This window comes from Paenibacillus sp. GCM10027630 (assembly GCF_042676305.1).
Taxonomy (GTDB): Bacteria; Bacillota; Bacilli; order Paenibacillales; family NBRC-103111; genus Paenibacillus_S.
In genome coordinates this window covers 57,681-69,990 of sequence record NZ_JBHTGY010000047.1, presented here as the reverse complement: position 1 = coordinate 69,990, position 12,310 = coordinate 57,681, and the positions used below count along the sequence as shown (strand labels likewise).

The window sequence follows — 12,310 nt, the reverse complement described above, 5'->3', positions numbered from 1 at the left end:
AGGCTTCCTTTTGTTTTAAATGACAAATACCATATATTGAAATATAAGGTTGTGCGTGGGGGAATTTAAGAAGCATCTCTTATTCATTTCAAATACTCCATCTGATGTTGTGGGGGCAAAAAGATATAGACTTGAGGAAGTTGAGAATGAATTGAAGTTGATAGATTCTACGTTGATGACATTAACTCCGAGTGCTGTATGAAATCATTAAAGTTTAATAACAAATTTGTTCTCAACAATTTGTGACAATTGTCATTACAGCATATGCCAAATAATCATTACAAAACACCTCTAAAGGGGTGTTTTGTAATACCAAAGTGAATTACAACTCACAGTAACTAGCCGGTTGATAAACTGGCTTTATTTCATTCTTTTTTCGAAAATATAATTGGCAGGCTTAACAATGAGTTGTAGTTTGTCATCGATTTGGAACTATATAGATTTGTCACAACTAAGACAGTCCCGATGTGTCTCAAGGCCTTGATACATCGGGATTTTATACGCATGCATATATGGAATATTTGGCTCAGCAGGGCAGCAGGATCTCAATTTTCGTGCCTTGCCACACTTTGGATTGCACCTGAATTTCGCCGCCGTGCGCCTCCACAATGGTTTTGGCGATACTCATCCCGAGCCCGGAGCCATTCGTCGATTCTACAGTATTCGTTCCCCGGTAGTAGCGACTGAACAAATGATGCAGCGTTTCCTCGTCCATCCCTTTGCCATTATCGATTACTCGGATGCATGCCTTGTCGTTCATCCTGCCGACAGAGACCTTTCTCCTATGACCTTGTCCCACTCGGGAGAGATCTTAATCGTCCCGCCCTTGTAATGAGCTTCTTGAGCGATCTGTTGCAGGACGCCAACCGGAAAGTTCCGGCGTATCTCATTACTCGTCATGTTCTGGAAAAATATGATGCAGGCAACCAGAGTAATGGCCACAATCAGCAGGGCATAGAAAATCAATTGATACGTGAAGTGGAATGCCATGCGCCGCTGGATCTTCATCGCTCCTGCGGCTCCTTCACCAGCTTGTAGCCGAGACCGCGTACGGTCAGCAGCAGCTTAGGGTTGCCGGGATCGATCTCGATCCGCTCCCGGATGCGCCGGATATGCACCATCACGGTCGAGTCATCGCACTGTCCGTTAATCCCCCAAACCTTGTCGTAGAGCTGTGATTTGGAAAATACGATTCCGGGAAACTTGCAGAAGTGCAGAAGCAGCTGGAAGACCTGCGCCGGGCAAGAAACAGGCTGCCCATCTACAATCAGCTCGCCCTCCGCCTCGTTGACGGTGAAGCGGCCGAACCGGTAAACACCCGGTTCGGCCCCCTTCATCGGACTGGCTGTGGGGGCTTCCGGCTCCAGACTTTTAAGCCACCTCACCAACGCCGCTACGATTAAGGTAGCGGCTTTTTTCTTTCAATATCGTTATTACGTTGTCGGTTCAATCCATTTTGCCGAAGAAGGCCGAAGGAAGAATACTTTTTGTGAAAAGAAGGGATAATGCTAATTGGGTAATGTCAACAGGCAGCTATGTATGATGGCCCCAGCAGCAAACCAATGGAGTCGGACATGATCAAAGAAAAACATAAATCTTCATCAAAGCTTCATCTTGTCTTCATGGTTCCTTCATGATCAAATAGGCTGTCAGTGATATCATGTCTATATAACTAAACAAGAATTATTATAGACTACTAGAGGTGCTGTATGTAGGTCCTAGAAAAGCTATATATAATTCTCAAACCACATTTAGGAGGAAAAATTAATTATGTCTCTAATTGGAACTGAAGTAAAACCGTTCAATGCATCCGCTTTTCAAAATGGTAAGTTTATCGAAGTTTCAGACGCTGATCTAAAAGGTAAGTGGAGTGTAGTTTGCTTTTACCCTGCAGATTTTACATTCGTTTGCCCAACTGAGCTTGAGGATCTTCAAAATCAATATGAGACTCTAAAAGGGCTTGGTGTTGAAGTGTATTCCGTTTCAACCGATACCCATTTTACACATAAGGCATGGCACGACAGCTCAGAGACGATTGGCAAAATTACTTACATTATGATCGGTGATCCTTCACATACGATTTCCCGTAACTTCGATGTGCTGATCGAGCAGGACGGTCTTGCTGATCGTGGTACATTTATCATCGATCCGGATGGTATCATCCAAACTGTTGAAATTAATGCTGGCGGTATCGGCCGCGATGCAAGCATTCTTGTTAGCAAGGTTAAGGCAGCGCAGTATGTTCGAAACAATCCGGGTGAGGTTTGCCCAGCCAAATGGCAAGAAGGCGCTCAAACACTTAGACCAAGCCTTGATCTTGTTGGAAAAATTTAAGGGGCACTTTAAATGATACTAGACTCAGATATTAAAGCTCAATTAAACCAATACCTTCAGCTCATGGAAGGCGATGTGTTAATCAAAGTTAGCGCCGAGTCTGATGCTGTATCTGCTGACATGCTGGCTTTAGTGGATGAAATATCCAGCATGTCATCCAGAATTACAGTAGAAAAAACACAACTGCCGAGAACACCGAGCTTTAGTGTGAACCGTGTGGGCGAAGATACTGGGGTAACTTTTGCTGGCATTCCTCTGGGACATGAATTTACTTCCTTAGTGTTAGCTTTGCTGCAGGTTAGCGGGAGAGCTCCAAAAGTTGAGCAGGATGTAATTGCCCAGATTAAAAATATTAGCGGCGACTATCATTTTGAATCTTACATCAGCTTGAGTTGTCATAATTGCCCCGATGTTGTTCAGGCACTGAACTTGATGAGCATTCTCAATCCAGGCATTACACATACCATGATTGACGGCGCGGCGTTTAAAGCAGAGGCGGAAAGCAAAAATATTATGGCAGTGCCATCTGTTTACCTAAATGGTGAATTTTTTGGTAGTGGCCGTATGACGCTCGAGGAAATTGTTGCTAAGATAGGTAAAGCTCCGGATGCTTCAGATTTTACCAACAAGGATCCATATGATGTGCTTGTAGTTGGGGGCGGTCCAGCCGGTGCAAGTACAGCGATCTATGCAGCGCGTAAGGGCATTCGCACAGGCATTGTTGCCGAACGCTTTGGTGGTCAGGTGATGGATACCGTCGGTATTGAGAACTTTATTAGTGTTAAATATACCGAAGGTCCCAAGCTCGCTGCGAGTCTTGAAGAGCATGTGAAGGAGTACGGCGTTGATGTAATGAAATTACAGCGCGCCAAGCGTTTAGAAAAAAAGGAATTAATCGAGGTTGAACTCGAAAACGGTGCTATTCTAAAGAGTAAGACCGTAATTCTATCAACAGGTGCTCGTTGGCGTAATGTTGGTGTGCCCGGTGAAGCAGAGTTCAAGAATATAGGTGTAGCATACTGTCCTCATTGTGACGGTCCTTTGTTTGCAGGAAAGCATGTAGCGGTTATTGGCGGCGGTAATTCTGGTATTGAGGCGGCAATTGATCTCGCAGGTATTGTGAGCCATGTAACTGTTCTTGAGTTTATGCCAGAGCTGAAGGCAGATGCTGTACTGCAAAAACGTCTATATAGTCTGCCTAATGTAACGGTTATAAAGAATGTTCAAACCAAAGAAATTACAGGCACTGATAAGGTAAACGGTATTTCCTACATTGAGCGCGACACAGGTGCAGTTCAGCATATTGAATTGCAAGGGGTGTTTGTTCAGATCGGTCTTGTACCAAATACCGATTGGTTAGGTGATACGGTCGAACGCAATCGTATCGGGGAGATCGTTGTAAATAGCCATGGTGCTACGAGCGTACCTGGAGTGTTCGCTGCAGGTGATTGTACAAACAATCCGTACAAGCAGATTATTATTTCCATGGGGTCGGGTGCTAATGCAGCCTTAGGCGCATTCGATTATCTGATCCGAAATTAAAGAATGGGTATGAGTGACTGTCGATGCAATAGTTTTTCTATGGCTTTTTCTATAAATATTTGTAAATTAATAGTTAAGCGCTGACCTAAACCGAAACGCCCCGTCAAGGGGCGTTTTTTCTTTTGTTTACTGCTTATGCCGGTTGTCCGGAATAATAAACGACACTGTGGTCCCTTCATTGGGCTTACTGGAAATAGACAAGCCTTGACCATACAATTGTATCAATCGTCGATTCGTATTAGAAAGTCCTATTCCGCCCTCGCCCTTTATTGTTGGACTCAAAAGTTGAGATACCTTTTCTTGTTCCATACCTTTGCCATTATCTTTTACTTCAATAAGTGTGAAGCTATCTTGGCGAGCAATCCGTATATGAACCGTGCCGCCTTTATTTTGACTAAGGAGGCCGTGCTTGACAGCATTTTCAATCAAAGGCTGTATGGAAAGCGGAGGCAGAAGCAAGTTAATGTTGGATTCAACTTCCCATACGATTGACAGCCTGTCCTCAAACCGCTCTTTTTCGATATACAAATAGGCTTTGGCAAGCTCCAGCTCATGAGCAAGCTCGACCAGTTCCCCAGTATTTAAAAAATCAAAGCTGATCCGTAAAAATGATGTAAAAGAATCGCCCAGATTTCGCATCTTTTCGGTGTCAATTTCACTAAGTGCCATAATTGAATTAAGCGTGTTGAAAAGAAAATGAGGATGAATTTGTGCCTGTAGATAGGCAGCTTCCATACGTAACCTTTCATTTATGGATTGCTTCAGCGTGGTCAACGCCCTGATTCGGTATTTGAGCTCTAGAGCGTCTACAGGCTTGGTAACATAGTCGTTGGCTCCTGCCGAGAATCCGGTGTAGATGTCAGCAGGCTGACTACGTGCAGTCAGCAGCAATATGGGAAGCTCTGCTACCGAGTAATGCTCCCTTACTTTCTGCGTCAACTCGTAGCCTGACATATGCGGCATCATGACATCGGCAATCAGCAGATCCCATTGTTGGGTGCCAAGCAATTCCAACACCTCGCGAGCGGAACTAGCTGTAGTGATGTTATAAGGCTCTGCTGAGAGAATTCCAACGAGCACATTCAGATTGACAGGGTCATCATCAACTGCAAGAATATTCACCTTACCGTTATTCAAAAACGGCGGGATCTGTATGGAGGTTGCCATTTCACCAATTGCAGCGTCCTGAAAAATCAATCCGGCTGGCCCGTGTTCGGTTCTGTTCATTATCTGGTGGGGATGAAGAGGGTTTTGCGAAAATGGCAGATCCGAGACTTTAGCTAAGGGCAGACCAAAACTAAATACGGAACCTTTACCCGGCTCGGAACGAACTGTCAATGCACCACCATGCAATTCTACCAGCTGCTTGCATATGCTTAAACCAAGTCCGATTCCTCTCCCATCGCTTATCCCATAAGACCCTTGTTCATAAGGGAGAAATGCTCGCGCCTGTGTTTCTTCATTCATGCCGACCCCTGTGTCGGAGACATGGATAAGGGCATGTCCATCCCGCGTCTCGGCAGAAACGGAGATTGTTCCTTCTTCCGTATACTTGAGGGCGTTATGCAATAAATTATACAAAATCTGCACGAGTCTTTTCTCATCGGCCATTACCAGCGGCATCGATTCCTCGATATTCATAGTCAGTTGGATCGGCTTGCCATCAATCATAAATCTAAGCATACTAATTACGCCGGGAACGACCGATTGAATTTGCAAGGGCTCTTGCTGCAGCACAATACGATGTTCCTGGAGTCGCGCGACGTCGAGAAGATCGCCAAGCATATGCGACATACGGTTGCTTATTGTTATAAGCAGCTCCATATCCTTAAGGCTTCGCTCATTCAACTTCTCTTTCTCCTTGGCGACAACGGTTTGGGCAATATTCATAATCCCATGCAGCGGTGTCCTCAGTTCATGCGACGTATTGGCGAGAAATTGGTCTTTTAGCTTGTCAGCTATTTTTAACTGCTCATTAAGTCTGGCATTTTCATTCGAATTCCGGAAATATTTTTTAAACCAGTACGTAGAAAAACCAATGATGGCTGCAATAATATCGATTGGATAATAAACAGGAAAATAATTCGATAAGCTCCAAATAAAGCTGGACATAACGCCTACTGCGGAAATCAGCAAAAAGATGTCGTCCTTGTCGGATTGCTTTCTGAAGATCATCTTTCCTGTTATATAAATAAACCAGACAAAAGGTAATAAATGGAAAAAAGTAAGGATTCCTAATTCAGCCGTTCCATAGATTATTGGAGCAGTTGCTGCCAGCAGGAATACTGAGAAAATAATGAGCATCGTTGTGAATGCACGCAGCCAAACACTCTTCGGTGCTGAAGAGAACCTTCTGAATACTACAAGAATAAGAAGGGAATGCCACAGGAGAGAGACCTGTCTTACTTTTAACGCCCATGCATAGTCGATCGGGAGCCATAGAAAAAGAATGTTATCATGACCGGCCATAATCGTAACCCCGGTAGTCAGTGTTAACAGAGCGATAATAAAAAAAGTCCGTTCATGAGGATTAAACAAGTAAAGGATGAAAGCATACAATCCATGAAGCAGCAAAACAATAAACATTACCAGTTGAAATCCGATGGAATACCAACGCAGGCTGTCGATGCCAGCCTGAGAGCCAAAGCGAATGGATTGCAGAATACCCCCGTTATAAGGATCCTCGAAGTTAGCTACTCGTATGAGCACATTTAGCTCTTGGACACCATTCGCAGGGTAGGAAGCGGTATAAGAAATTTTTCTGGGTATGTACTCACTGGCGTTATCTGCAGGTTTTCCTATGTTCCCCTCAGTGAACCCATTGATTTCTACAGCAGAAGAAGCTTCTAATCCTTGAAGCCACATTGCGACAGGCTGCTCCAGAGGATCGACTAGAATGCGCAGCCGGTATGTTCCGTAGCCAATCGAGGAATCTGAGCCTTTTGTCAGCACGCTACTCCAGTCTCCTGGAACCTGAATATAACGGGATTGATCTTCTACCTGATGCAGATCCTGCTGAGAAACTAATTTTGCAGGGTAGAACTGCCACTCACCATCCAATCGGATCGAAGCGGATTTCTTGAAATCCCAGCCGCGCATGTCGAGTACTCCATTAACAGCGGGAGAATGCTCCGATATAGAAAAAACTTTGGACCAAGTCCATCGCAGGCTGAGAAGAACACTCAGAAGTAATAGAATTATGGCTATATTTTTTAGGGTGGTTTTATTATTTATTCTCATCATCATACAATGAATTTCGACATAAATAGCGTGGATTCCTCCTTATATTTACTTTTTGAGAGGGGGGCGGCGGCAGTCTCCCGCGGAAGCTCTCCATGTCGAAAGAAAACCAAAAAGACTTGCAGCACTCTTAGTAGTAAGAGCGATGCAAGCCTTCTGTATGTCTAAATCGAAACGAATGGATCAGCGTTTAAAGCTCGAAAGATTTTGTTCTGCAATCTGCACTAGACGTCTTGTGATATTGCCACCAATTGCTCCTGCATCGCGTGTTGCAAGGTTGCCATTGTAACCAGTTGGAGATAATTGAATACCTAACTCTTGGGCCACTTCATACTTCAGTTGATTGATCGCTGCCTGTGCTTGTTGTACTACTAAAGAATTATTGTTTGCCATTTGGTAATCACTCCTTTTCATTGGTGTAATAGTAGTATTCGATGAAATAACGGAGTTATACATGGAAAATAAGGGAAGAGTGAAAGGGGATGTTCTTTTGCTGCGCTACTTTGGCTCGACTCAAGCCGAGCGATTCCGGAGTCATTCATGGACGGAAGTGGGGCCAAATCAGCGGAAGTAATTGTTCCTTTATCGCCTGGATAGCACAAAAAACAGAGAGAAAACGGAACAAATTGTTCCTTTATCACTCTGTTTTTGTTCATATTACCGTAGTTCGCCCAAAATAACGGAAGTTTAGCTTCCGCTATCGCCTCAAATTGGAGGCGGCAGCTTGAATAACGGAACTCCCAGTTCCGCTTAAATCTTTCGGGGCTCAAATTCCAAAACTAGTAGTTTCACCGTAATCCGTATAAAGAGCTTCCCTTGGTTCGTGTAGTGGATTACAATCGATACCAATTACATTTACTGTAATCGGATGGTTCAAAATTGTTATCTTCAAAAGTATATCAAGCTCAACAACGAAGTGTTACACCGTAACCGTAACAGTAGCTGCGAGCAGCGCAAAGGAACTTACTGCGTTCATTTAAAACTGTTTTTTTAAATTTTGCTCCATGTATTGACAAATAATCGGGCTAATGTAATAATACAGATGGAAACGTTTCCAAATGCTGAGGAATGGTGTATCAAAATGAATAATTTAACGAAGGTGACAATTAAAGATGTAGCTATTCATGCCGGAGTTGGGCTGGGAACCGTGTCCCGGGCTATTAACGGAGCGGCAGGAATAAGCCCCAAAACAAAGAAGAAAATATTCGACAGCATTCAGCAGTTGGGGTATATTCCCGATCAAACCGCCCAAAGCATGCGTTCCAACAAGTACAAAAATATCGCGTTCTTTATTGATATTTCGAATATATCTTTTGCGCAAATTGCCAAAGGTATACAAAATGAGCTGGACGACTCTGGATATACATTGTCCTTGTGTGACATCGGTCATGATGATGTTATTAACAAAATTTCTTCTTTTTTGTCGGGGCGTAATTTTGACGGTATTATCCTTTCGGTTCCTAGAGAGGATGACAATGAGCTGCAGAAGTTATTTACCCATATTAAAGTACCGATTGTTACTTTAGACCGTGACATTCCGGGACTGGCGTCTGGCATATTAACGGATTATTATTCCTCTGTTAAGAAAGCGGCCCACTATTTATTGTCTCTTGGGCATGAGGGAATCGCTCTTATCGGCGGAAGTAGGGAAATCAGGCCTACAAAGGTTAGTATTCAGGCGTATAAAGAAGCGTACAAAGATTGTGGAAAACCTGTAAATGAGAATTTGATTTTTGAAGGAAGATTTTCAGACGAATCCGGCAGATTGATTATGCTTGATATTTTACCGGAAATTCAAAGAGGCAATGTGACCGCAGTCATATCGCTGAATAATCAGATGTTTCACGGCATACTTCAAACAATTAGGGATAACGGGCTCGAATACCCAAGGGATATTTCCATCATTACCGTTGAAGATTATGAACTGACTAAGCTCCTAAATCCGGCAGTAACAGTGATTAGAAGACCGTTGCTCGAGATGGGGGCTAGCGTATCGAGAATTTTGATCAAATACATCGAGGAGCCTGGAATCTACGGTACATTAAAGCCGGTTATTGTTCCAACTGAATTCATTATAAGAGAATCATGCAGATCCGTTTAGCAAGGGAATGCATGACGCTTGTTATATTGAAATGGAAACGATTCCAGTTATCTGAACATTACTTACAATTTGATAATCGAGGAGACAGAACTATGCAATCGCGGATAAAAAAAGTGGAAGCCATTCCGGTTAAAATGCCTTTGAACAAAATTTATAAAGGCAGCAATTATTTTATGAGCCATAGGGTTACCGTAGTAACACGGATTGAGACTGAGGACGGGATTATAGGCGAAATATATAACGGGGATGAAATGGATCATCTCGATGCGATTGTGAACATGATCCATAATGATATCGCACCGCTTATTATCGGGGAGAACGTTTTTAATTCGAATGCAATTTGGCAAAAGATATACCCACTTACATATAACATACTTGCTGATCGTAAAATTGCTTTGAATGCGCTTGCATGTGTGGACAGCGCGGTTCACGATGCAATTGGGAAAACGTTGCATCTTCCTTTGGTACAGCTGTGGGGAGGGAGCAAGACCTCTTTGCCGGTCATGTTGATTGGCGGTTATTACACGGAAGGAGTGGATTGCGATGAAAAAGCAATCTTCCATGATATTGAGAATTATAAAGAGATGGGCGTAGCAGCTTGCAAATTCAAAGTCGGCGGGAGATCCCCTGAAGTTGATATTAGACGTGTGGAAACGGCTCGCAAAGCAGCCGGCGACGATTTTATCTTGGCTGTAGATGCTAATCAAGGCTGGTCCAGAGCAGACGCTTTGAAGTTTGCTAAAGGTATCCAAAATCTCAATATTCGTTGGTTTGAAGAGCCTTGCAGATGGAGCTACGACAAGGATGCGATGAAGGATATCCGGAATATGTCGGGGATTCCCGTTGCAGCGGGCCAAAGCGAGGTTTCGCCGGCTAAATGCATTGAGTTTATGATGAATGGAACGATCGATGTATGCAATTATGATGCAAGCTGGAGCGGAGGTCCTACGGTTTGGAGACAAGTTGCAGGAGCGGCTGCAGCGCTCGGGTTCGACATGGCGCATCATGAAGAGCCTCAGATTTCAGCGCATTTGCTTGGATCGGCACCAACAGGGACGTTCCTGGAAGTGTTCCATCCCGACCGCGACCCGATGTTCTACAATCTTATTGAGGACAGAAATCCGTTCCGTAACGGTAACTATGAAATTCCGAGGGGGCCTGGTTTTGGAGTAAGATTGAACTGGGATGTCATTAATAAGTACCGGCTGGATAAGTAAGCACAGGTTTTTTACCATAAATAATAACGCATACAAATGGCAATTGAAGGAGGTAATTCTAAATGAATATGCAGCTTACCGAAGCACAGCTGAATAAGTTAAAACAGACCGCAGCATCTGCAAGAAGATTAATTGTGGAGACCGTACATTTCGCCAATGCCGGACACGTAGGAGGTCCGCTTTCGGTGACGGATCTTCTGGTCGCGCTATATTTTGAAGTTATGAATATTCGTCCCGACCAACCGTTTCATGCAAATAGAGATCGTTTTGTTCTCTCCAAAGGACACTCAGCTATTGCGCTGTACACGGTCATGGCATTGCGAGGATACCTGCCTGTTGAAGAGCTGGAAACGTTCGACAAAATCGATTCCAAACTGCAGGCTCATCCGGATATGAACGTGCTGCCAGGGCTTGATATGTCTACAGGATCTTTAGGCCAAGGAATTTCGACGGCTGTCGGAATGGCATTGGGGGCCAAGCTGACAGGACAATCCTTTACAACATATTGCATCATCGGTGACGGGGAATCTCAGGAAGGTCAAGTATGGGAGGCAGCAGATGTAGCTGCTCGTTACAGGTTGGATAATCTGGTTGTTTTTATGGATTACAATAAGCTGCAGCAATATGGGTGGGAAGCAGGAGATAAGAGCCGGGAGTGCCCAGTTCAATCGCCGGAAAACAAGTGGGAGGCATTTGGGTGGATTGTTATAACGATAGACGGGCACGATTTTGAAGAAATCGTCCGGGCTTGCGGTGAAGCCAAGTCGAATGAAGGCAAACCAACGATTGTTATCGCTAACACGGTAAAAGGAAAAGGAATCAGTTTTATGGAGAACGCTTACTTATGGCATTCCAAAGTGCCTACAAAGCTGGAACTGGAACAAGCCTTAAATGAAATCGCTGCGGAGGTGGCCCTATAATGGCTAAACTTATGCTTGAGCAGAAATCGATGCGTGATATCCTTGGCGATGTCATCTTGGAGCTTGCCAGGAAGGATTCGAAGGTCTATGTGTTGGATGGTGATCTTGCGAATTCTACCAAAATCAATACGGTAGCTGAGCAATTGCCTCACAAGTTTCTCCAGATGGGCATTGCCGAACAGAACATGATAGGAGTTGCCGCAGGTTTGGCCACGGTGGGCTTGCAGCCGTGGACCTCGACGTTCGCCGCTTTTCTCACGAAGCGCTGCTTGGATCAAATATCTGTAGTTGTAGCACAGCCGGGGCTGGATGTGAAGCTGCTTGGAGCTTACTCCGGGGTTTTGAACGGCTGCGCGGGGAAAACTCACCAAGCTATCGAAGACATTGCGATCATGAGAAGCTTGCCCAACATGGTTGTACTTGCACCGGGAGATTCGTATGAAGTGGAGCAAATGATTCATTTTGCTAACGAATATAAGGGACCCGTATATATCCGCTTAACCCGCGATCCCGTAGTTCCTCTTTTTACCCAAGATTATAAGTTTAGTTTAGGCAAAGCAGTTACGCTGAAGGAAGGCACTGATATCACCATCATTTCTACCGGCTCGCAAACCGGCCGATCGCTGCAATCGGCATTAGATATGGAGGAGGAAGGCATCTCGGCAGCAGTACTGCATATGCCTTCAATTAAACCTCTGGACGTAGAAGCGATTGTTGAGGCCGCACGGACTACAGGGGCTATTGTTACCGCGGAGGATCACAGCATCATTGGCGGCTTGGGCAGTGCGGTCGCGGAAGTGGTTGTTGAGCATTGCCCGGTGCCCGTGCTTCGCGTAGGGGTTCAGGATAAAAATTTACAATCGGGTGCAAATGATGCATTGCTTGATAAATATGAACTTTCCAGCAAGCATGTGACCGATAAGGTTAAACAATGCTTACTTAAAAAGTAAAGGAGG

At 44.4% G+C, this 12,310-nt stretch carries 10 protein-coding genes and 1 pseudogene; 6 read left to right on the top strand and 5 right to left on the bottom strand.

Annotation, left to right across the window (positions count from 1 at the left end):
• Window positions 1-526 precede the first annotated feature (526 nt).
• From ACFQ0C_RS22915 to ACFQ0C_RS22905, 3 genes and pseudogenes are all read right to left on the bottom strand, one after another.
• On the bottom strand, window positions 527-760 hold the full coding sequence (locus tag ACFQ0C_RS22915; RefSeq protein WP_379369936.1) for a sensor histidine kinase: 234 nt from the start codon (window positions 758-760) through the stop codon (window positions 527-529).
• A complete protein-coding gene (locus ACFQ0C_RS22910; RefSeq protein ID WP_379369934.1) occupies window positions 757-1,008 on the bottom strand; it encodes a hypothetical protein in 252 nt (83 codons plus the stop codon). Before ACFQ0C_RS22910 ends, ACFQ0C_RS22915 begins: the two co-directional genes overlap by 4 nt.
• Window positions 1,005-1,310, bottom strand: a pseudogene (locus ACFQ0C_RS22905) (winged helix-turn-helix domain-containing protein); the annotation flags it as partial. The gene ACFQ0C_RS22910 and the pseudogene ACFQ0C_RS22905, both read right to left, overlap by 4 nt.
• 460 nt (window positions 1,311-1,770) lie before the next feature.
• Between ACFQ0C_RS22905 and ahpC the strand changes: the two are divergent.
• Window positions 1,771-2,334, top strand: coding sequence for an alkyl hydroperoxide reductase subunit C (gene ahpC / locus ACFQ0C_RS22900; protein ID WP_258214752.1), 564 nt, complete (start codon window positions 1,771-1,773; stop codon window positions 2,332-2,334).
• Window positions 2,335-2,346: 12 nt separating this feature from the next.
• On the top strand, window positions 2,347-3,876 hold the full coding sequence (gene ahpF, locus ACFQ0C_RS22895; RefSeq protein ID WP_379369932.1) for an alkyl hydroperoxide reductase subunit F: 1,530 nt from the start codon (window positions 2,347-2,349) through the stop codon (window positions 3,874-3,876).
• Between the two features lie 126 nt (window positions 3,877-4,002).
• On the opposite strand, the gene ACFQ0C_RS22890 is transcribed toward ahpF, so the two are convergent.
• Both ACFQ0C_RS22890 and ACFQ0C_RS22885 read right to left on the bottom strand, forming a co-directional pair.
• Window positions 4,003-6,975 carry a hybrid sensor histidine kinase/response regulator gene (locus tag ACFQ0C_RS22890; RefSeq protein WP_379369930.1) on the bottom strand — a complete coding sequence of 991 codons (2,973 nt, stop codon included), beginning with the start codon at window positions 6,973-6,975 and terminating at the stop codon, window positions 4,003-4,005.
• A gap of 324 nt (window positions 6,976-7,299) precedes the next feature.
• A complete protein-coding gene (locus ACFQ0C_RS22885; RefSeq protein WP_171654113.1) occupies window positions 7,300-7,509 on the bottom strand; it encodes an alpha/beta-type small acid-soluble spore protein in 210 nt (69 codons plus the stop codon).
• Between the two features lie 688 nt (window positions 7,510-8,197).
• Between ACFQ0C_RS22885 and ACFQ0C_RS22880 the strand changes: the two genes are divergently transcribed.
• The 4 genes from ACFQ0C_RS22880 (at window position 8,198) to ACFQ0C_RS22865 (ending at window position 12,304) form a co-directional block, all read left to right on the top strand.
• Window positions 8,198-9,217 carry a LacI family DNA-binding transcriptional regulator gene (locus ACFQ0C_RS22880; protein WP_379369927.1) on the top strand — a complete coding sequence of 340 codons (1,020 nt, stop codon included), beginning with the start codon at window positions 8,198-8,200 and terminating at the stop codon, window positions 9,215-9,217.
• Between the two features lie 92 nt (window positions 9,218-9,309).
• Complete coding sequence (locus ACFQ0C_RS22875) at window positions 9,310-10,434, top strand: mandelate racemase/muconate lactonizing enzyme family protein (protein WP_379369925.1); 1,125 nt, start codon at window positions 9,310-9,312, stop codon at window positions 10,432-10,434.
• Between the two features lie 62 nt (window positions 10,435-10,496).
• Window positions 10,497-11,354, top strand: coding sequence for a transketolase (locus tag ACFQ0C_RS22870; RefSeq protein WP_379369923.1), 858 nt, complete (start codon window positions 10,497-10,499; stop codon window positions 11,352-11,354).
• Complete coding sequence (locus ACFQ0C_RS22865) at window positions 11,354-12,304, top strand: transketolase family protein (RefSeq protein ID WP_379369921.1); 951 nt, start codon at window positions 11,354-11,356, stop codon at window positions 12,302-12,304. The genes ACFQ0C_RS22870 and ACFQ0C_RS22865 overlap by 1 nt, the downstream gene beginning before the upstream one ends.
• Window positions 12,305-12,310: the final 6 nt, after the last annotated feature.

Bases quoted from the DNA above. Each gene is read 5' to 3' on its own strand.
- ACFQ0C_RS22915 (WP_379369936.1), bottom strand. From the start codon at position 760: ATGAACGACAAGGCATGCATCCGAGTAATCGATAATGGCAAAGGGATG.
- ACFQ0C_RS22910 (WP_379369934.1), bottom strand. From the start codon at position 1,008: ATGAAGATCCAGCGGCGCATGGCATTCCACTTCACGTATCAATTGATT.
- ahpC (WP_258214752.1), top strand. From the start codon at position 1,771: ATGTCTCTAATTGGAACTGAAGTAAAACCGTTCAATGCATCCGCTTTT.
- ahpF (WP_379369932.1), top strand. From the start codon at position 2,347: ATGATACTAGACTCAGATATTAAAGCTCAATTAAACCAATACCTTCAG.
- ACFQ0C_RS22890 (WP_379369930.1), bottom strand. From the start codon at position 6,975: ATGCGCGGCTGGGATTTCAAGAAATCCGCTTCGATCCGATTGGATGGT.
- ACFQ0C_RS22885 (WP_171654113.1), bottom strand. From the start codon at position 7,509: ATGGCAAACAATAATTCTTTAGTAGTACAACAAGCACAGGCAGCGATC.
- ACFQ0C_RS22880 (WP_379369927.1), top strand. From the start codon at position 8,198: ATGAATAATTTAACGAAGGTGACAATTAAAGATGTAGCTATTCATGCC.
- ACFQ0C_RS22875 (WP_379369925.1), top strand. From the start codon at position 9,310: ATGCAATCGCGGATAAAAAAAGTGGAAGCCATTCCGGTTAAAATGCCT.
- ACFQ0C_RS22870 (WP_379369923.1), top strand. From the start codon at position 10,497: ATGAATATGCAGCTTACCGAAGCACAGCTGAATAAGTTAAAACAGACC.
- ACFQ0C_RS22865 (WP_379369921.1), top strand. From the start codon at position 11,354: ATGGCTAAACTTATGCTTGAGCAGAAATCGATGCGTGATATCCTTGGC.